Here is a 19,968-nt window from a genome sequence, read left to right as displayed (position 1 = left end):
CCTCCAGTTTAGCTAATCGTTATTTTTAAATTTTGTTTAATTCTTTCAATCGCTTCATGTAACCTCTCACTAGGGACGGATAAGGATACCCGAAAATAGCCTTCACCTGATGGACCAAACGCATTTCCCGGTGTAAGAATGACACCTGTTTGTTCTAACACATTCGTCATAAATTCAGTTGAGGTATATCCCTTTGGAACGGGAGCCCAGATGAAGAAGCTTCCCTTTGGCGGCTCCGCCTTGACCCCGATAGATTTAAACCCCTCCACCATTGACAGCATTCGCTGTTTATAGATTTGATTATGCTTGGCCACACAGCCTTGGTCACTGTTTAAGGCAAAGGCTGCTGCCTTTTGAATCGGTGTAAACTGACCTGTGTCTGTATTGCTTTTAAGGATGGAAAGCGCCTTAATAATTTGTTTATTTCCAACCACATAACCAATTCGGAATCCTGTCATATTATAGGTTTTAGAAAGAGATCCAAATTCTACAGCAACCTCTTTTGCTCCCTCAGCCTGAAGAATACTTGGTGCCTTATATTCATCAAAGGTGACCATATTGTATGCTGAGTCATGGGCAATCGGGATTTGATGTTTTTGTGCAAATTCAATCGCTTGATTGAAAAATGAAAGATCCACCGTAGCTGCCGTCGGATTCCCTGGATAATTTAACAGCATTAGCCGTGATTGTTCTAATATTTCTTTTGGGATAGCTGTAAAGTCAGGCTCAAAGTTGTTATCTTTTGTCAGTGGCATATTGTAATACTGTCCATTTGCAAGCATGGTTGCCATCCGGTAAACGGGATAGCTCGGATCTGGGATTAACACGTAATCTCCCGGATCGATTAATGTCGGAATTAAGTGGGCAATCCCTTCTTTTGACCCGATCAACGCCAGCACTTCCGTTTCCGGATCAAGCTTTACCCCATATTGCCGTAAATAGAAATCTGCAACTGCATTTCTAAATTCAGCGCACCCTGTAAAGCTCGGATATTTTAATTGATAGGGATCTTGAAGCTCCTCCACCAATTTATCGATGATATGCTTGGGAGTGGGGAGGTCAGGATCGCCAATCCCTAAATCAATGATATCCACCCCTGACGCTATCATCGCAGCTTTTTTCTTATTGATTTCCGCGAATAAATAGGGTGGAATCTGACCTATTCTTTTCGATATGAAACTCACAAACTCACCTCTCATTTCGTGTGAACCCTCTGTATTTTCAGAACATTCAATTTCTATATTCTTAATTTATCGGTTTTCAACTCATATAACTATGGTTGTTTTATACAAAAATAACTGCTTTTTTAGCTTGGATTCCGTATGATTTTTACAATCAACCGCCTCCGGCAGGATGCATATAACCACACCACTTTTTATAAACATAGGTTAAGATGGATTTTTTTGGGGAAAAATACATGGGTAAAACTTCAGAAAAGGAGATGGTTTCATTGGTCCAGCAAAAGAAGGATGAACAAAATGGAAATGTTAATAATGAAGAGCAGAATCTGGAAAATTCAGCTGCTGACGAAAGATTACCTGAATTTGATGAATTTGGTACGGCATTAAATGATATTTAATATCGGTTAAAAACCGCAAAAAACCCTTTGCAAAAAAGAGAATGATCTTTTTCGTGCAAAGGGTTTTTTCATTATTTTTTCCTAGCCTTTAAAACGATTGCTTCGCCTTTAAATGAAACAACCTGATTATTCTCGATCCTAACCTCAAATTTATCTTTGATTTTGTCCGTGGACGCAAGAATGAATTGCGTTAATTCTTCTTTATCCTCTTGGGATAATTTCATTCGATCACACCATGGATCAAAACGGAAAGTTTTTTCAAATCGATGCCATTCAAAGACAATCAGTCCATTCATTTCAAGCATCTTTAACCACTCTGTCTTTTTCCATGCGCGAAAATGACTGTAGTCCCGCTTTTTTTCGATGAAGTTATAAAACTGGTCGTATACATCCTCTTCCGGAACCACATTGTCATCCAATAAAAACTGCCCTTCATGCTTTAAAACACGATACACTTCTTTTACAAATTGATCGACGTTTGGAAAGTGGTGCGGGGCAATCCGGCATGTGATCATATCAAAGGATTCATCAAGGAACGGCAAGTTTTCCGCATCACCTTGAACAAAATCAACGTTTTGGTTTCCATTTCCCTTAATAAATTTCTCAGCTGCCTGTAACATTTCAGAAGTAAGATCAACGGCGGTCACTTGTTTGACCAATGGCGCAAACGCATTGGCCGTATGCCCGCCTCCCGTTGCCACATCAAGAAGAGCTTCAGTTCCGCTTATCTCCGCCATCTGTAACAATATTTGCAAATCTTTCCCTAGTTTATGAATCTCGCTTGATACATAGGAGTCTGCGCTTTTCCCAAATTGCTGTTGAACATCTTTTTTAATATCCATTTTCATTTCCCCTAACCGTTATGGAATAATTTAACTATAAACCACATCTACGGTAAAAAAAATGACGGTTTTTTTATGAATTTTGATAAGAAAAAGTTATCATCTTCTACTTTATTTCTAGTAAAATTGGACAATGATCACTGCCCAAAACGGATGAATGAATGTTCGCATCGACTAAACGATCACGCAGCTGCTCAGAAACAATAAAGTAATCAATCCGCCATCCAATATTCCGCTCACGGACCTTCATCATGTAAGACCACCAAGTGTAGGCCCCTTCCTGGTCAGGGTAAAAATGCCGGAAACTGTCAATGAAACCTGACTCCAGCAACCCAGTCATTTTCCCGCGTTCTTCCTCGGTAAAACCGGAATTCCCCAGATTCGATTTTGGATTGCGCAAATCAATTTCTTTGTGGGCGACGTTTAAATCCCCACATAACACAACCGGCTTGATGGCATCTAGTTTTTGAAGATGTTCTAAAATTCGTTCCTCCCATTGCAAACGAAACGGAAGTCGAGCTAAATCGCGTTGTGAGTTCGGTGTATATACATTCACCAAGAAGAAATCATCGAATTCCAGCGTGAGTATACGGCCCTCTGACTCAGAATCCTCATCTAACAATCCATATTTTACCGAAATCGGATCTATTTTTGTAAAAACAGCTGTGCCGGAATAGCCTTTCTTTTCGGCATAGTTCCAATATTGCTTATATCCCTCTAAATCTAGCTCGATTTGCCCCTCTTGCAGCTTCGTTTCCTGAATACAAAAAATATCTGCGTCCACTTCTTTAAAATAATCTAAAAAGCCCTTTTTTACACAAGCCCTAAGGCCGTTTACATTCCATGAAACTAATTTCATTTTTCTGTTTCCTTCTCCCTTGTTGCCTTTTTCTTTTTATTTTGGCGGAAACTTTGAATTGTGACAATGGAAAAAATTAAAAAGCCGGAAATTTATCTTTCTAAAAATAGGTCGTCTAAAGTATACTTCCGCTTATTTATTTGAAAGAGAATATCCTTTTTCAATTTTTGGTTTGACACTGGTGATCATGTTGTTAACTGCACTAAACAAAGCTTTTACAGAGGAGGTCATAATATCAGCGTCAATCCCACAGCCCCAATAAACAGCACCATCCAATGCGGTAAACCCTACATAAGATACAGCATTTGCTCCCGAACCGATTTCTAAAGCATGCTGCTTATAGAGTAAATCTTTATACTGAATACCTAGTGTCGTTTGGAGAACATTGCTGATCGCATCCAATCTTCCATTCCCCACACCTAAAGCTTCATGAACCACGTTTTCGATCTTGATCGATACATTGGTTTCATATTGATCATTTTGAGTGAATCTGTAATTGATAAACTCAACAGGGTTATTAATATTCACATATTCTTTGATGAAAATGTCATAGATTTCATTTGGCATAAGCTCCTTGTGCAAACGATCCGATACATTTTTAACCTGATATCCGAAGCTTTCACGCATTTCCGTAGGCAGATCAAGCCCATAATTTTGCTTAAGCACATAACCAATGCCCCCTTTACCGGATTGGCTATTAATACGGATGATATCTCCTTCATACTGTCTTCCAATATCCTTTGGATCAATCAATAGATAAGGTACTGACCAATACTGGCGTTCCTCTTCCTCACGCCAGTTCATCCCTTTCGCAATGGCATCCTGATGGGATCCCGAAAATGCAGTAAAGACAAGTTCACCGCCATATGGATGTCTTTCAGGAACCCTCATTCTTGTCAATTCTTCATACTTGGCAAGGATGGCAGGGATATTTTCAAAATTAAGCTTTGGATTTACTCCGTGCGAAAACATATTTAATGCAAGTGTGACGATGTCGACATTTCCTGTTCTCTCACCATTTCCAAACAGTGTTCCTTCTACTCTCTGTGCTCCGGCAAGCATTCCAAGCTCTGCATCAGCAACCCCTGTTCCCCTGTCATTGTGTGGATGGAGGGACAGGATTACATTGTCCCGGTAGTTCAGATGATCACTCATATACTCAATTTGACTTGCGTAAACGTGAGGCATTGACATTGACACGGTAGCTGGGAGGTTGATAATCACCTTGTTCTCGGCAGTAGGCTGCCAAATATCAAGTACCTGGTTGCATATATCAAGCGCGAACTCCATCTCTGTACCTGTGAAGCTTTCCGGTGAATATTGAAACTGGAAATTCCCCTCGGTTTCAGCAGCATATTTCTTAAGTAGTTTTGCTCCGGTTACAGCAATATCGATGATTTCGTCTTCCGTTTTTTGAAAAACTTGCTCCCGCTGTGCCAATGATGTCGAATTGTAAAGGTGCACGACAGCTTTTTTTGCTCCTTGAAGCGATTCAAACGTTTTTTTGATAATATGTTCTCTGGACTGTGTTAACACTTGTATCGTTACATCTTCCGGAATCAAATCCTTTTCAATCAACGTCCGTAAAAAAGCATATTCTGTATCCGATGCAGCAGGAAAACCGACTTCTATTTCCTTAAAACCTACTTCCAAAAGTAATTGAAAATATTCCAGCTTTTCTTCCAAACTCATTGGTACGACTAATGCCTGATTTCCATCTCTTAGGTCCACACTGCACCATGTAGGAGCTTTCTCAATGTACTCCTTTTCGGTCCATTTCAAACTTTTCACTGGGGGCATAAAATATCCTCTGGAATACTTTTGTACGTTTTTCATTCTAACGACCACCTTTTTATTTTTTATCGTTCGTTTAGTAAAAATAAAAAAGCCTATCATCTCATAAGAGACGACAGGCTTTGCCTACGTGGTACCACTCTTTTTGATTCGCATAAAACCTGCGAACCCACTTAATGACTTGATTACGGCTGTCAACCGGTAAAACCTACATATCAGCTTTACCACTCCTGGGCGAGTTGGGGAATTTATTGACTGTCTCTCACCAGCCGACAGCTCTCTACGCAATAAAGATTCCTTAATATTCCCATTCAATGTGTTTAAATTATTTTAGCTTTTTAATTTTTCTTATTCTATAACAGAATTAACTAACAATCAAGCTATAATTTCCAATTTTTTTAATATTTAAAAAGTGTTTAATAAAAAATGAAATTAAATTTTCGAAATCAAAAACGCCGACTCCTAAATTGCTCGACGTTTAAATCCTATTTTAATAAAGGGGAAATGTTTTCTTCTTCATTTTTTTAGGAAAGAGCTCTGACACAGGGACGATTTTAATTTGTCGCTTATTAAATTCATCTAGAGATTCAAAAATACCGGTGGAACAAACTTTTCCGGAAATCCCGACATGCCCAATTCCAATTCCTTTTCCCTTGATTTCCGTCACCTTTGCAAGTCGAATCATTTGTTTTCTCACATGTGATGAGGATGAAATATCATCGAGAAACACATCTCTTTTTAAAAGCGGAACACCTAACTCTTCAGCTACCTTTGGAAATTTACTCTGTGCGCTCGTCCCACTGTCAATAATATAGAGACCTTTTTCCTTGGCAACTTCTACTATCGCCCGGACAATTGACTCGTTTTCTACCGCTAAGGAACCCATATGATTGTTCAGCCCAACGGCATATGGAACACTTTTAATCGCTTCCTCGACGCGCGTTCTTACCTCTTCAGGGGAAAGATCTGCTGTAATCGGTTTGGGACCAAGCCACGATCTTTTTCCTCTTTTCGGTTCCATTGGTAAATGAACGATGACCTCAAAACCATTTTTATGAGCCCATTCGGCATGTTCCTTTGATTTTTCTGTAAAAGGCATAACGGCAGCTGTAATCGGAATATCTCCTTCTAAAAAGTCACGGACACCCCCAGTTCCACCGCCGAAATCATCAATAATAATGGCCGCTTTTAATTGATAAGCTACATTTTTTTCTGCAAAAACAGGAGTTCCGATAAAAAATACAAGTAAGGAAATGAAAATAAAAGCAAATTTCTTCATATGGACCCTCCAAAGTTAAGATTTGGAGTTAATTTGCCCCGGTTTTAAATTATTTATCTGCGGAAAAATAAAATTCATCTGCGATGCATGCTGATTTATCTGCGCTAAAAGTAATTTTATCTGCGGAAAGCCCGCTTTTATCTGCGAAGCTGAAATTCCCTCCAAAAACAAAAAAAAAGGCTGTCCAAAAAGAAAAACCTTTCCGGACAAGCCTTTTTCAAATTCTATTCTTCGTCAAATACTTCAACTTTCTCCATTACATCGCCATTTCTCATTGCTTTTGCATGCTCAAGTCCTGAAGTCACTTGTCCGAAAACGGTGTGAACACCATTTAGGTGAGGCTGTGATTCATGAACAATAAAGAATTGGCTACCGCCAGTGTCTCTGCCCGCATGTGCCATTGAGAACGCGCCTGGAACGTGTTTATGCGGATTTCCTTCCGTTTCACATTTGATTGTGTAACCAGGACCGCCAGTCCCCGTACCGTTCGGGCACCCGCCTTGACTTACAAAGCCAGGGATGACACGGTGGAACGTTAGTCCATTGTAGAAGCCTTCTTTTGCTAATTTTTCAAAGTTAGCAACTGTACCAGGTGCTTCGTTTGGATAAAGTTCAAATTCGATTTTGTTTCCATTTTGCATTGTTATGTATCCTTTTTTTGCCATTCCATTTCATCTCCTAATACTGATTTTTCATACCTAACCCAAGAAGTTATTATATCAACTATTTTCCTTCATTTCAAACAACTGTAACCAAGGACAAATATTTCATAAAAAAACACGTCAGTAAATTTGACGTGTTTTTCTATTATTACTCAGATTTAATTGCTGGATTGAATTGTGCAAACATTCCAGAAGGATTGGCATGCCATAACCATACATGTTTGTCAAAGTGAGAAGGTTCCCCAGGTCCATGACCTTCCATTGGCCCCTCAAACGATTCCCCGAACACAGTAGGATTATCCGAACCATCTACTTGATGTCCAGCTGCAGCCCATTCAGCTACACTTACTACATATTCTACACCAACGAGCTTAACGCCGTTTTTTGTTGGAACATAAAGTAAGGCTTCAGGATGGTCCTTGTCGACCTTGCCCTCACCCATAAGAGAGAAATTTATGTAATGGATACCCATTGTTCCTAAACCAGGTACTGCAACACTTTCACCAACAGGTACATACCCATCTTTCAATGCTTCATTTACATCATGATACTTTGTTGTTGAATTTCTAACTTGTGCCAATTCCTTGTTCACATCCGAGGTTGTCGTAGCTGCAAATGCTGAACCCACTATACCAAGACTTAAAGCTAAAGTACCAATACCTGCAATTATTTTTTTCTTTACCATACAAAATCCCCCAGTTCATTTTTACTATAGACAAATTACCTACATGTAAAATAGTAAGTTATCTGAACATTCGAGTAAACGGAATATTATCGACAAATACTGAGGTTTAAAAGTATTAACGACACACATACATAAAAGAATTTCATTGATCATTCGGGTAATTTGAACCCCATTAAAAGCACTAATAGGATAGGGATATTAGATTTTGCAAATGCGCTCTGCACAAATTCTGCACATCCTTGTTGTACTATGATTGAGTAAATATATTAAAGGAGGTAACAATGATGAAAACGAAACGATCTACCCTATTTCTTCTTACCTTGGTCCTTGCCGTATTTTTCGCAGCATGCTCAAACGAAGATAAGGAGAATGAGCATTCAAATATGAATAATGGTGAGAAAATTGAGCATAAAAAGGACACAAATAAAGTGGTCAATGAAAACATGGAAGGTATGGATCATGGAGATATGAATCATTCAGGTTCAGGTGAAGTTCCGGAAGGTTTAAAAATAGCAGAAAATCCAAAATTTAAGATTGGAAGTAAAGCCATCATTCATGCTGACCATATGAAAGGAATGAATGGTGCTGAAGCAACCATTGTTGGCGCATACGATACTACAGTTTATTCGATTTCCTATAATCCAACGACCGGAGGAAAAAGAGTTACAAATCATAAATGGATTATCCATGAAGAAATTAAAGATGCCAGCGATAAACCGTATAAACCAGGAGATGAAGTGGTTGCAGTGGCAGACCATATGACAGGGATGAAAGGCGCAAAGGCTGTCATCGATTCCGCGCGACAAACAACTGTTTATATGATTGATTACACTTCTATAACTGGGAAAAAAATAACCAATCATAAATGGGTAACAGCAAACGAACTTTCAACAAAATAACAATGAAAAAAACACCAGTGAAACAAGGTTTACTAGTGTCACGATTCTCTTCTAAGATTTATATTGCTAAGGGAAACAGAAAACCAATATATAATGCCACGATAAAACTAATAGCAAAAACAATTCCAAGAATTAGTTTTACCAATTAAAGGAAGTGATCTTTAACGATCTCCTTGATAGGACACCATTTATAAAAGCAAAAACTAAAACAGGAAGAATACTAATATGCTTTAAGAGTAATTTTTGTCCATTAGGAAGAACCCAAGCCTTTACATAGTCCTTAAGTTCAACAACAAATGACATCAAATATAAACCACTTATGAAAATGATAATTAAAGAGATAATTCCAAAGTGAGTGATTCAATCTGGGAATTGTCCCAGCGAATTAAATAAAACACCGACATCTAGAAAGTAGTCGGTGTTTTTTCATAATTATTTGGTTTTTTCCTTTAATTCTTTCAAGGTTTCAGTTAATTGATCATTCAAAGAACCCAACGCCTCTTGGTCGAGAGTTTTTGCTTCTGAACCTGCAATAGTTGGGTCAAGGTATTTTTCCACTTTTTCATAAAGGTCTTTATTATCCTTTTTCACATCGTCTTCAAACGAGGACCATTGATCTTCTAGTTTTGGTCCAACTTCTTTTACCTTTGTTTGATCGCCACTATCAATTGCTTTGGATAACTGTTCAGTTGTGTCTAGCATTTTATTTACACCATCAGACACTTTATTATCATTTGAACTACAACCTGATAATACTAATGCACTTCCAAGACCGATTGCTAAAACTAATGATGTTATTTTTTTCATGATAATTTCCTGCTTTCATTTGTATTTTGGTCTACTGCAATAAGTTTTTTGTTTTTAAACCTTTTTGATAAAAGTATAGTTACTGCACCTAGAACAAGAATGATTTGTGGAATTGTACTTTCCCATGAGGGGTATAATGCAAAAAAGTCAATACTTGGGATGCTGTGAGAATTTGTCGTTTGCACTAATCCCGCTAACTGAAGACTATGAATCCCCATTCCCGTAAACTTAATACAAAGATAAAATACAATTAAACTAGACACCATAAAGAATGGACGAAGTGGTAATTTCAATCCTACAAACACCATCAAATACGCTAAGACTCCAAGTATCGCAGCTCCAATTAGAAAGCCGATTAGTAATGATTGAAGTTTTATTTGGCTTGCCATTCCAATATAAAACAATACTGTTTCCGTTCCTTCTCGGAATACTGCAAGAAAGGCAAGAACCCCTAAAGAAACAAGTTTACCAGTGGTTAATGCTGTTTGACTTTTTTCACGAATATACCGATTCCAATCAGCGATGTTGGATTGACTATGAAGCCAATAGCTCATATACAATAACATGACTGCTGCAAAAACCCCTGTCCATCCAGCGATTAGAGCATTATTGTCACCAAACGCTCCAGAAGAAATGACAAATTTAACAATGACTGCAAGAATCACACTAACGCCAAGACCCGATAAAACTCCAGTCCAAATCCAACCTTGTCCCTTTGCCTCACCTGATTTCTTTACAAATGACATAAGGGCTATAACAACAAGCAATGCTTCTAAACCTTCGCGAATAAGAATCATTGCTGCATCCCAATAAGTGTACCCCGATTTATCAGTTAAAGGGGTTAGGTATGTTATCATGTTATCAATTGTTTTATTTGCTTCTTTATAATTTGGAGGATTAGCAGCAAGCATGGCTTGAATCGTAACCAAATCTCTTTCAGAATCACTATAAACAGTGGCAGATTGTGCAACAACTACTCCTTCTACGCTCAACCAGCTACTACTTGCCTTTTTTATATCTGCCAGAGCTTCAGATTGCTTTTGCTCCTTAATTTCCTTTTTTGTCTCTTGAAGAAACACTATAAAATCATCTAAAGAAATATCCTCTTTTTTAAAGCCTGCTTCTTTTGGGTAACCCCCACTTGCAAATTTTTCATTAACTGCTTTTAAACCTTTTAAAGCTTGTAAAACCTGATCCTGTTTTTTTAGGGTAAACGCATAGACGACCTGCCCCATATTTGATTCGATGTCTCGGTACGCAGTCGCTGAATCAGCTTTAATCCCTTCTTCAATTTCTCTCCAGGTTTTATTAAATTGATCATACGCCTTTTGTGCTTCTGAAAGATTCCCTTTATTAGCATAGTCGATGGCTTGATCAACCGATACTTCAGCTTTCTTCATATCGTCACTGGAATTTCCAGCCGCTAACACAGGATTATGTACCCCAAATCCTACTATTAATAGAAGGATAGATAATTTAAGTAATAGATTTTTGCCCATAAAGGATCCCCCTTGTGAAGTCAGACAATTGATAACGAATTTCAATTTCATCTAAAACTATTGTATTTTCATTGATATTGATTGTCAATTAGAGATTTATTGCTACCAGTGAAGATTATGTGAACAAAAAACCATTCATTTTGAACCAAACACTAAAATCTTCATATGAAAATAAAGGTTTAAATCTTGGTGAATCGGTTGCTCTCGAAAGAGAACTTAATCGATTTATTGCAGCATTGCGCAAAAGAGGACTTATCGTAACAGCATTTCATAACCATTGGCTGTTTGAAAATCCACGTTTAATGTATATACATTGGGAGAATGTTGGCATGTCTGCGGAAGAGTTTGCTAGAAATAGTATTGCAGCAGCAAGGGAAGCTGGCCTTTTTTAAAAAATAAGCCATTTGTGATATTTTCAATAAAATCACAAATGGCTTATTTTTTTATATGAGCAAATAAACTCCTTGCGAATCGCACCTTTAAATATGGGTGGTGTAGTTGGAGAGTAAATGGAGTCAATAAATTAATTGTTGCCGATACACATATTATCCCCTTTATCCTTTGATTAATAATAAAATCAGTCGCAAATAATGACAGATATTCACACTCCTATAATGTTATATGTTTAAGTTTACGAATAGAGTATGACTTCGTTACTAATAATAAATTTGTTTGGGCCATTAAGAGAACGGGCAAAATTATATAAACAAGAGGCAGTTGATCTTATGGGTCTTTTAAACAAATTATATGGAAAATCCACAAAGGAGGAAGAAGTAATGGCAAATGAAAAACAAAAAATAGGAATTATTTTAGGCAGCACACGCCAAGGCAGAGTTAGTCCGCAAGTTGGAGAATGGGTTAAAGGTATTGCTGATAAACGTGGGGATGCAGATTATGAGATTGTAGATATTGCCCAATTCAATCTTCCATTTGTGTTTACAACTGCGGGGGATGAACCTGGATTAAAAGCATGGTCGGAAAAGCTTGCTTCATTAGACGGTTTTGTATTTATCGTTGCAGAATATAATCACAGTATTACGGGTGCATTAAAAAATGCATTAGATTCTGCTCGTGATGAATGGAATAATAAAGCAGCAGGTATTGTCAGCTATGGCTCTACTGGCGGTGCTCGGGCTGCTGAACATTTACGTGGAATCTGTGGTGAATTACTAATAGCTGATGTTCGAGTCCATCCAACATTATCATTATTTACGGATTTCGAGAACGGATCCAATTTCAAACCTCAAGATTTACATCTAAATAATGTAAATGCTATGCTCGATCAACTTATCGCATGGAGCGGTGCATTAAAAACTTTAAGATAAATCGCACTCAAAAAAGGCGGGGTTTAAAAATCCCCCTTTATTTTTTTATAGGTAAAGTATTATAGTTGTTTTCATCTTCTTATCAATTGTTTGCCATAAGAAACATTGTTTCATGCCCTTTACTAAGTTAGAAGAAAGACAAAAGGTTTCTCTAGACCCACTAGATATTTTTATCCGATAATAGAAAGTAGAAATTGCGGAGGATAAAAATATGAATGAACAAGGATATTTAGACCTTAAAAGAGGAGAACAAGGAGCAATAATAAGTATTATTGCGTATATTTGTTTGTCCTCATTAAAATTAATCATTGGTTATGTTGCCAATTCCGAAGCATTAAAAGCAGATGGTTTAAATAATGCCACAGATATAATTGCATCAATTGCAGTCCTTATTGGCCTTAAATTATCACAACGGCCAGCTGATGATGATCATCCCTATGGTCACTGGAAAGCTGAGACAGTTGCTTCAATGGTCGCATCGTTTATTATGGTTGTCGTTGGAATACAGGTAACATTCGAAGCAATATCCAGTATGTTTAATGGAAAAACTGAATCACCAGATTTAATCTCAGCATGGACTGGACTCTTTTGTGCTTTAATCATGTATCTTGTGTATCGGTATAATAAAAAACTAGCATCGAAAATTAATAGTCAATCGGTAATGGCCGCAGCGAAGGATAATCTCTCAGATGCATGGGTTAGCGTAGGAACATTCATCGGAATTATTGGGGCTCAGTTTGGCCTTCCTTGGTTAGACCCTATTACTGCTATAATTGTTGGACTCATAATTTGTAAGACTGGTTGGGAGATTTTTAGAGATACATCGCACCATTTAACTGATGGCTTTGATGTAAAACAAATAGAATCATATAAAGATACGATTATTAAGTGTTATGGTGTAAAAGGTGTTCAAGACATTAAGGCTAGGAATTACGGAAATAACGTGGTAGTGGACATAGTAATCCTAGTAAATTCTGACTTAGATATTCGTGGAGCTCATGATATTGCAACCAAAGTTGAAAATGAATTAATAAAGGAACATAATGTCTTTGATGTCCATGTCCACGTAGAACCTAATTAAATGAACACTTTTCAAACAAGAAAAGAAAGTTTTAAACCATATTTATTTTTTCCAAATTTGTGGTAAACTATATATACCCCTTCCGAACATTCGCTTGTTGCGGGACACTTAACCACTGTACGGACGGAAGGGGCAGGTACCGCATACGCTGTACCTGAGAAGCCAAGACATTAGTCTTGGCTTTTGTTTTTATTCTCCATCCAATGAAAAAAGCTATAAATCACCGTTAAAAAAATTAAATAGCCTCCTGCCGTATAAAGGTGTTTCCATTCACTGGAATGAGCGAACATCCCTATCATCTCTGATAACTTTTCCATGATTGGCATGAAAAGACTTAAAAATAGGACAATTCCCGCCTTCCCCCAACCATTTACTTTTTTCATCATATAAAGATAAATAAAAATAAAGACAGGAAGCACCACAAGGGTGAACACAATATTAATCGAAAAAATTTCCGGATAGGGCCGAATTGGAAAACGATACATTTGTTTTTCAACAAAATAAAGGTCTAAATACGTTCCAAGAAGTGAGCCAAGCAGCATTGCCGGAATATACGTCTTAATCCAAAATAGATATCGCTTTTTTCGCAAGGGCGGCAAGCTCGAGCCGTTCAAGTGTTTTACAGTATTCATTCTTGATCTCCCCATCATAAGATTCATTGTCCTCTTTTAAATAATCCACAACTCGCCAGTCAAGAAACCAATCACCTTTTTCCGCTTCAGGATGCGATCGATTTTTCCAAGCGGATTCCAAATTGGGACTAAATATTTTTCTTGCACCAGACCGAAGACGGCAGGATTTTAAACGCAGCTGGTAAGCCAGGCCCGGAACTCCTTCATTGACATGATTGAAAACATCCGGCCAGTAATCCTTTCTTGACCCTGTATGCGGATGACTTTTTGCCCATTCCACCACACCCTCAAAAATATCCCGGTCCTGATATAAAACAGCATATAATCGTTTTCCTAATAAAATTCGCTCATTGACCGACCCAAATTGATGAAGGGTTTGGCCAACCATATTTTTATTGCCATACGGAAAAAGAATTTGGTTAAAGGAAAGCAAATCTTGCAGTTTAAACTCCAGTTTATTGAACACCTCCTTTTTATATTGAGGGTTTTGCACGACTCTCTTTTCTAAATAGCTTTGTTCATTAACAATTAGAGCCATCGTGAGGATGTAGGTGTCATGATTTCCCCAAAAATGATTCCAAATCGTTTCCATGAAGGTCGAAATATTTAGGTAGGGAAATAAGTAAAATAAGGGTTTGTTAACAGTAAGGCTTTCGCGATAAAGTAAAAATTGCGGATAGGCATCCTGGAAAATCAACCAATTCCCCCTCTCCAGAAAGGAAAAAAATGAATTCCTTTCTTTTTTCGATAACAATCTCGTCAAAAATTCTCCTTTTAAATCAGTCATATTAAAGCCGCCGTTCCTTGAGACCATATGACCTAAAAATGCCCAATGAATTTCGGGATGGTACTGATAAAATTCAAAATACGCTCGGGTCCTTGTGACATTGTTTAGATTATGTTCTTGGGTTTTCAGCCTAATTTGTTTTAACAGCAAACGGTCCCGTTTCGGTAACAGCTCTTCATGAACAGAAGCCTTCCCCATCAGTTTGCTTTTCTTCTTCAGTTCTTCGGTAATACTTTCAAGTGGTGATTTTTCTCGATTTCGCAGAAAAAATATGGCGCAGCACCTCCCCTACGAATTCTCTTTACCTAAAGGGAATATGTATAGATAAGAATCCATTAATGGGAGAGGAATGAGAAAATAGGATGATCACTGCAAGTAAGGGCATCGACTGGATTGTAGGAAAGCTAAAGAACGATCAATCTCCCGACGGCTCATGGAACTATCCCTTTGAAACCGGAATTTCAACAGATGCATATATGATTATTTTATTAAGGACATTGGAATTACATGATGAAGAATTAATCCAAGGGTTAGCTGATCGAATATTATCCAGACAGGAAAAGAATGGGGCCTGGAAAATATTTTACGATGAGGGCGAAGGAAATCTGACAGCAACTATTGAGGCCTATTACGCTCTACTTTATTCAGGGTATTATCAAAAGAACGACCGACGTTTGAGGGCAGCCAAAAGATTTATTTTGGCGAATGGCGGCTTAGAAGAAGCAAGCATGTATACAAAGGTGATGCTGGCCATAACCGGACAATATAACTGGCCGAAATTTTCTCCGATGCCAGTTGAAATCATTCTTTTGCCGCTTAGTTTCCCCGTTAACTTTTACTCTTTTTCCGTTTTCGGCAGGGCAAATCTTACTCCCATTATGATTTTGGCAGATAAAAAGTTCACGATCACGACTGCAAAAAGTCCAAATTTATCTGAATTGCAGATAGACCGAAACACACCCGACCCATGGATTCGTTCAAGCGAAATGCGGTCGCTGTTTTCCTTCCTTGAAGATGGTGTGAAAAATTTACTCGGATTACCAGGTGACCTGCACAGATTAGCCATCGAACGGGCAAAAAAATATATGCTCGACCGAATAGAGCCGGATGGTACGTTTTACAGCTATTATAGCTGCACTTTTTTAATGATTTTCGCACTCCTTTCACTGGGGTACAAAAAGACAGACCCAATAATTATCAATGCGGTAAATGGAATTAAGTCTATGAAATGTGAGATCAAGGGCTTGCCGCATATGCAATATACGACTGCAAACGTCTGGAATACCTCGTTAATTGGTTATGCACTGCAGGGGGCAGGTATTGTACCCGAAGACCCAATGATTGTGAGGGCAAACCAATATTTATTAGAAAGGCAGCATCATAAGTTCGGTGATTGGGTGATTCATAATCCTAACAGTCTGCCGGGGGGCTGGGGGTTTTCCCATGTGAACCATATACTCCCGGATGTTGATGATACCACCGCCTCACTGCGCTCGATTTCAAGAATCGCTTCCACTCATCTTAACGCTTGGGACCGAGGGATTAATTGGATTTTTTCGATGCAAAATGATGATGGCGGCTGGGCAGCCTTTGAAAAAAACGTCAATTCAAAGCTTGTTGAGTTTTTACCCGTTGAAAAAGGTAAGTATATGTTATTGGATCCTACCTGTGCAGATCTTACGGGCCGGACCCTTGAATTCTTCGGGAATTATACGAATCTATCACGCAATCATGAGGATGTGAAAAAAGCTGTCAAATGGCTTTTGAAAAATCAGGAAAAGGACGGGTCCTGGTATGGAAGATGGGGAATTTGCTATCTCTACGGGACATGGGCAGCGATCACAGGGCTTTTATCAGTCGGAGTCCCTGCTGCTGAACCGGCTGTCGTAAAGGCGGTAACTTGGCTGAAGAGCACTCAAAACGATGATGGCGGCTGGGGGGAATCCTGTCACAGTGATCATCGGGAAACCTATGTCCCGCTCCGCGCCAGTACGCTAACACATACCTCCTGGGCACTTGATGCCTTAATCGCAGCTTCGGATCAGCCAACAAAAGAGATTGATAGGGGAATTTCTTTTCTACTCTCTTCTATTGAAAAAGAGGATTGGACAACAGACTATCCTAAGGGCCAAGGTATGGCGGGCGCCTTTTACATCCACTATCACAGCTACCGCTATGTTTTCCCGTTAATCGCCCTTTCGCATTATCGAAAAAAATATGGATTTTAAATAGAAAAACATCGAAGGCACACCCCTCGATGTTTTTTACTCTACAATTAATTTAGTAAGTTGCCTGTATATCTCCACAATCTCTTCCATCCTCATTCGGACAAGTCCGCTTGAGGATGGCGCGACAAAATCAATCGTCCCCGAAACCATAGACTCCGATTGTACTCCCCACGGTGCCGTTTTTCGGCCACTATACTCTTGATACACTCCCTTCCCAACGAAACAAACCACTTTCGGTTTAAATCGTTGAATCTTTTCTTTCAAAATTTCTCTACCTTCACGATATTCTTCCCTAGTAATTTCATCTGCGGCCTTAGTTGGCCTGGCCACAATATTGGTGAACCCATAACCCCTTTCTACTAAATCCCCATCCTCTGAGGCTTCATATTTTCTTGGTGTCAGCCCCGCTTCAAAAAGAATTTTCCAAAAGCGGTTGTTTGGGTTTGCATAATGATGCCCTACTTCACCTGAACGAATACTTGGATTAAATCCCACAAATAAAATCGTTAAATTTTCCTTTAAATGATCTGGTATTGGTTTCATGGTTTTATTTTAACAAAAATATAAAAATTCCCCCAATTTCCCTACAGATTTCAGTTACTTTTCAGAAAGCCGGATTAAACTTACTTACAACAGCACAAAGGAGGATTAAAAAATGCTTCAAAAAAGAAAACGATGGCTCATTTCACTTTTTACAGCAATTTTGCTCTTCACAATCGGAACAAGTGTCATGGCCGATGACCACGAAGAACATGATGATGATGCGAAGTATGAGTATTACCAAAAATCCGGTGATGATGAGGAGGAGAAGGACGAATGGGATCAGGAGCAGCAAGCTCCATTCACTGCTGAACAGCAAAACGAATATTGGAATATTTGGTCGCGCGAACCGCGGAACAATCCGAATAACCCTTTACCCATCACAGAACCCACCGAAGTAAAAGTTTTAGCTGAAACAAGAGAAACGAAATTGTACCTTATCCCCGGTGACGGACAGCTGCTAGTTTCCGCAGAGGCACTAGCAGGTGCTTTAGATGCGGATTTAAAAGTTTATCCCAAAAGTAAAATTGCTCAAATGAAAAAGGGGGAAATTGAACTAATTATCAAAGCAGGGTCAAACGCCGCATTTGTAAATGGAATAAAAACACCTATGCCAATCAAAGCGACAGCCTATGAAAACGGCTTATACTTCCCCATCTCAGTTGGAGCAAATGTAATTGGATACCGGGTTTCATGGGACAGCCAAAAATCAGTATTAATCATGAAAGCTATCAAAGGAAGGTGAAATTAGTTGGCAAAATCAAAAAAATCGAAATGGATCATCGGATTAACAGGAACAGCGTTTTCCGCATTTGTTATTGGCCAAATCGGCTCGAATCAATCAAATGAAGGATTCCAACCTAACACTTTACCCTTGAAATCGATGAGTACAGAAGAAAGAAAATTGGCTAAGCTCGATTGGTCGAATTACTCTATTAATGGAGTGGAAACATCCCTTGGAGGCGAGAAAAGTGATCGTAGAACAAGAAGATCATAATGGCCTTGATACCTTAACAATTGACGCCATGAACACCACTTTTTATATCGCAGTAACAAACTGTAAAATCTCAAATTGGAAAGAAGTCATCCAAGGCTGGGTTCATTATGTCGAAAAGGAATGGTCACGTTTTCGAAAGGGGAACGAACTTGATATAGTCAACCAACTAAAAATTGGAGAAAAGCGAACCCTTTCTCCTCCTCTCTTCGATGTCCTAGTGCAAGCAGAATCCTATCGGCAAAGAACCGGTGGTCTTTTCACACCCTATTTATTAGAACAAATGGAGTTCCACGGGTACCGAGATTCATTTCCATTTCATACAGAAAAGATCGGAAACACTCCCACCCCAAAGGTAATAAGATTGGAGGATACTCCATTCGAATTGGATGCCGCCAATAGGTCGGTGTTCCGAAATTCACCGGGGCAAATTGATCTTGGCGGCATTGGTAAAGGCTATGCTGTACAGGCTGCTGCCAACTGGCTAAAACAGGTGGGCGAAGCAGCAGCGGGCATCGTCGATGGCGGCGGCGATATTTCCGTATGGTCGAATGGCAGCAAAGAGTGGAGAGTCGGGGTCGTCCACCCTTTTAATGAAGATCAGGAAATTTTTCAATACAAGATAAATAATGGCAGCATCGCTACCTCCAATACTATTTATCGCAGCTGGAACCATGGGAAAATTAAAAAGCACCATATTCTAAACGGAAAAACAGGAGAGCCGGTCGTAAGCAAAATAATTCAGGCAACTGCAGCGACTGAAGATTGCTTGGATGCGGAAGTAGCCGCAAAACTTTGCTTTATGACAGAAAAACAGGCCTTAAAGAAACAAATCACCACCCGTCTATCATTCCTTCTTGTTCAACAGGATGGAAAAATCATGATCTAAGAAAGGAGAACATGTTAATCATGACCGAATACCTTAATATCTGGACACTCATCCGTGCCTCAGGGTTTATCGCCTTTTTCCTAGTAACTGTTTCTCTCTCACTCGGGATAGGCAGCAGCCTATCCATGATGAAAAAACATAAAGGGCTGCTCCAAAATCTTCATCAAACCAGCGGCTGGTACGGGCTGTTGACCATCATCTTTCACATCGTGTTAATATTAGAAGATCAATATGTTCCTTACTCATTACAAGAAGTGCTAATCCCGTTTGCTGCTAAAAATGAACCCCTAGAATCGGCGCTAGGCACACTTTCTTTTTATCTATTTTTTCTTGTGATAGTTTCTTCTGAATTCTTCATTAAAAAATTAGGAATCAAAAGATGGAAAAAACTACACCTCGCCGTACTTCCTGCCTGGTTTCTAATGGTTTTTCATGGCCTTGCGATCGGAACTGATTCGCGGGAACCATGGGCACTGTTTATTTATGCATGCGGAAGCTCGCTAATTATCGTTTTAAGTTTAACTCGCTATATGGGTGTACAGGCTATTCACCAGAACCATGATCGAAAACAGTAAATAAATAAAACG

Annotated in this window: 22 protein-coding genes and 1 other annotated feature; of the genes, 10 read left to right on the top strand and 12 right to left on the bottom strand. The window is 38.9% G+C overall.

Annotation, left to right across the window (positions count from 1 at the left end):
• Nucleotides 1–8: 8 nt before the first annotated feature.
• Nucleotides 9–1,184 (bottom strand): LL-diaminopimelate aminotransferase, encoded by a 1,176-nt coding sequence (locus ACFQZ9_RS24440; RefSeq protein WP_498946000.1) that lies wholly within the window; start codon nt 1,182–1,184, stop codon nt 9–11.
• 233 nt (nt 1,185–1,417) lie between these two features.
• On the opposite strand from ACFQZ9_RS24440, the gene ACFQZ9_RS24435 reads away from it, so the two are divergent.
• Nucleotides 1,418–1,579: a hypothetical protein gene (locus ACFQZ9_RS24435; protein WP_155925879.1), complete on the top strand. Its 162-nt coding sequence runs from the start codon at nt 1,418–1,420 to the stop codon at nt 1,577–1,579.
• Nucleotides 1,580–1,650: 71 nt separating this feature from the next.
• On the opposite strand, the gene ACFQZ9_RS24430 is transcribed toward ACFQZ9_RS24435, so the two are convergent.
• From ACFQZ9_RS24430 to ACFQZ9_RS24405, 6 genes are all read right to left on the bottom strand, one after another.
• The gene (locus ACFQZ9_RS24430) at nt 1,651–2,421 is read right to left on the bottom strand and encodes a class I SAM-dependent methyltransferase (protein ID WP_498945997.1); all 771 of its coding nucleotides are present in this window, start codon (nt 2,419–2,421) and stop codon (nt 1,651–1,653) included.
• A gap of 106 nt (nt 2,422–2,527) precedes the next feature.
• Entirely contained in the window at nt 2,528–3,280 is a 753-nt protein-coding gene (locus tag ACFQZ9_RS24425; protein ID WP_498945995.1) for an exodeoxyribonuclease III, read from the bottom strand.
• Nucleotides 3,281–3,412: 132 nt separating this feature from the next.
• The gene (locus ACFQZ9_RS24420; protein ID WP_498945993.1) at nt 3,413–5,116 is read right to left on the bottom strand and encodes a 2-isopropylmalate synthase; all 1,704 of its coding nucleotides are present in this window, start codon (nt 5,114–5,116) and stop codon (nt 3,413–3,415) included.
• A gap of 63 nt (nt 5,117–5,179) precedes the next feature.
• Nucleotides 5,180–5,398: a binding site (T-box leader), on the bottom strand.
• Nucleotides 5,399–5,564: 166 nt separating this feature from the next.
• Nucleotides 5,565–6,353 carry a divergent polysaccharide deacetylase family protein gene (locus ACFQZ9_RS24415; RefSeq protein ID WP_498945991.1) on the bottom strand — a complete coding sequence of 263 codons (789 nt, stop codon included), beginning with the start codon at nt 6,351–6,353 and terminating at the stop codon, nt 5,565–5,567.
• A gap of 224 nt (nt 6,354–6,577) precedes the next feature.
• Nucleotides 6,578–7,018 (bottom strand): peptidylprolyl isomerase, encoded by a 441-nt coding sequence (locus ACFQZ9_RS24410; protein ID WP_498945989.1) that lies wholly within the window; start codon nt 7,016–7,018, stop codon nt 6,578–6,580.
• Between the two features lie 145 nt (nt 7,019–7,163).
• Nucleotides 7,164–7,700 (bottom strand): hypothetical protein, encoded by a 537-nt coding sequence (locus ACFQZ9_RS24405; protein ID WP_498945987.1) that lies wholly within the window; start codon nt 7,698–7,700, stop codon nt 7,164–7,166.
• A gap of 281 nt (nt 7,701–7,981) precedes the next feature.
• Between ACFQZ9_RS24405 and ACFQZ9_RS24400 the strand changes: the two genes are divergently transcribed.
• Entirely contained in the window at nt 7,982–8,599 is a 618-nt protein-coding gene (locus ACFQZ9_RS24400) for a YdhK family protein (RefSeq protein WP_498945985.1), read from the top strand.
• 432 nt (nt 8,600–9,031) lie between these two features.
• Here the strand turns inward: ACFQZ9_RS24400 and ACFQZ9_RS24395 are convergent, their stop codons facing one another.
• Both ACFQZ9_RS24395 and ACFQZ9_RS24390 read right to left on the bottom strand, forming a co-directional pair.
• Nucleotides 9,032–9,406 (bottom strand): hypothetical protein, encoded by a 375-nt coding sequence (locus ACFQZ9_RS24395; protein ID WP_498945983.1) that lies wholly within the window; start codon nt 9,404–9,406, stop codon nt 9,032–9,034.
• Nucleotides 9,403–10,905: an FTR1 family protein gene (locus ACFQZ9_RS24390; RefSeq protein WP_498945981.1), complete on the bottom strand. Its 1,503-nt coding sequence runs from the start codon at nt 10,903–10,905 to the stop codon at nt 9,403–9,405. Before ACFQZ9_RS24390 ends, ACFQZ9_RS24395 begins: the two co-directional genes overlap by 4 nt.
• Before the next feature lie 119 nt (nt 10,906–11,024).
• Here ACFQZ9_RS24390 and ACFQZ9_RS24385 point away from each other — a divergent pair, with 119 nt between their 5' ends.
• The 3 genes from ACFQZ9_RS24385 to ACFQZ9_RS24375 all read left to right on the top strand — a co-directional run bounded on the left by ACFQZ9_RS24385 (nt 11,025) and on the right by ACFQZ9_RS24375 (nt 13,311).
• Nucleotides 11,025–11,297 (top strand): DUF1259 domain-containing protein, encoded by a 273-nt coding sequence (locus tag ACFQZ9_RS24385; RefSeq protein ID WP_498945979.1) that lies wholly within the window; start codon nt 11,025–11,027, stop codon nt 11,295–11,297.
• 333 nt (nt 11,298–11,630) lie between these two features.
• Nucleotides 11,631–12,230 (top strand): NADPH-dependent FMN reductase, encoded by a 600-nt coding sequence (locus ACFQZ9_RS24380; protein ID WP_498945977.1) that lies wholly within the window; start codon nt 11,631–11,633, stop codon nt 12,228–12,230.
• Between the two features lie 211 nt (nt 12,231–12,441).
• The gene (locus ACFQZ9_RS24375; protein ID WP_498945975.1) at nt 12,442–13,311 is read left to right on the top strand and encodes a cation diffusion facilitator family transporter; all 870 of its coding nucleotides are present in this window, start codon (nt 12,442–12,444) and stop codon (nt 13,309–13,311) included.
• 170 nt (nt 13,312–13,481) lie between these two features.
• Here the strand turns inward: ACFQZ9_RS24375 and ACFQZ9_RS24370 are convergent, their stop codons facing one another.
• Both ACFQZ9_RS24370 and ACFQZ9_RS24365 read right to left on the bottom strand, forming a co-directional pair.
• Nucleotides 13,482–13,943, bottom strand: coding sequence for a CBO0543 family protein (locus tag ACFQZ9_RS24370; RefSeq protein ID WP_498945973.1), 462 nt, complete (start codon nt 13,941–13,943; stop codon nt 13,482–13,484).
• Nucleotides 13,870–14,928 (bottom strand): DUF2515 domain-containing protein, encoded by a 1,059-nt coding sequence (locus tag ACFQZ9_RS24365; protein ID WP_498945971.1) that lies wholly within the window; start codon nt 14,926–14,928, stop codon nt 13,870–13,872. Before ACFQZ9_RS24365 ends, ACFQZ9_RS24370 begins: the two co-directional genes overlap by 74 nt.
• 164 nt (nt 14,929–15,092) lie before the next feature.
• On the opposite strand from ACFQZ9_RS24365, the gene shc reads away from it, so the two are divergent.
• Nucleotides 15,093–16,958, top strand: a complete 1,866-nt coding sequence (shc, locus tag ACFQZ9_RS24360) for a squalene--hopene cyclase (protein ID WP_498945969.1) — start codon at nt 15,093–15,095, stop codon at nt 16,956–16,958.
• Between the two features lie 36 nt (nt 16,959–16,994).
• Here shc and ACFQZ9_RS24355 read toward each other — a convergent pair whose 3' ends face one another.
• On the bottom strand, nt 16,995–17,501 hold the full coding sequence (locus ACFQZ9_RS24355; RefSeq protein WP_498945967.1) for a mismatch-specific DNA-glycosylase: 507 nt from the start codon (nt 17,499–17,501) through the stop codon (nt 16,995–16,997).
• Nucleotides 17,502–17,613: 112 nt separating this feature from the next.
• Here ACFQZ9_RS24355 and ACFQZ9_RS24350 point away from each other — a divergent pair, with 112 nt between their 5' ends.
• The 4 genes from ACFQZ9_RS24350 to ACFQZ9_RS24335 are packed head-to-tail and all read left to right on the top strand — an operon-like array spanning nt 17,614 to nt 19,956.
• Complete coding sequence (locus ACFQZ9_RS24350) at nt 17,614–18,243, top strand: copper amine oxidase N-terminal domain-containing protein (RefSeq protein WP_498945965.1); 630 nt, start codon at nt 17,614–17,616, stop codon at nt 18,241–18,243.
• A gap of 6 nt (nt 18,244–18,249) precedes the next feature.
• Nucleotides 18,250–18,495 carry a hypothetical protein gene (locus ACFQZ9_RS24345; protein ID WP_498945963.1) on the top strand — a complete coding sequence of 82 codons (246 nt, stop codon included), beginning with the start codon at nt 18,250–18,252 and terminating at the stop codon, nt 18,493–18,495.
• Nucleotides 18,470–19,381, top strand: a complete 912-nt coding sequence (locus ACFQZ9_RS24340) for an FAD:protein FMN transferase (RefSeq protein WP_498945961.1) — start codon at nt 18,470–18,472, stop codon at nt 19,379–19,381. Before ACFQZ9_RS24345 ends, ACFQZ9_RS24340 begins: the two co-directional genes overlap by 26 nt.
• A 20-nt stretch (nt 19,382–19,401) precedes the next feature.
• Nucleotides 19,402–19,956, top strand: coding sequence for a ferric reductase-like transmembrane domain-containing protein (locus tag ACFQZ9_RS24335; RefSeq protein ID WP_498945959.1), 555 nt, complete (start codon nt 19,402–19,404; stop codon nt 19,954–19,956).
• Nucleotides 19,957–19,968 lie beyond the last annotated feature (12 nt).

Origin of the sequence: Neobacillus sp. GCM10027624 (genome assembly GCF_042675345.1) — a bacterium.
Taxonomy (GTDB): Bacteria; Bacillota; Bacilli; order Bacillales; family Cytobacillaceae; genus Neobacillus; species Neobacillus cucumis_D.
Note: the sequence above shows the minus strand (reverse complement) of the source record. Positions and strands in the feature narration are given on the sequence as shown.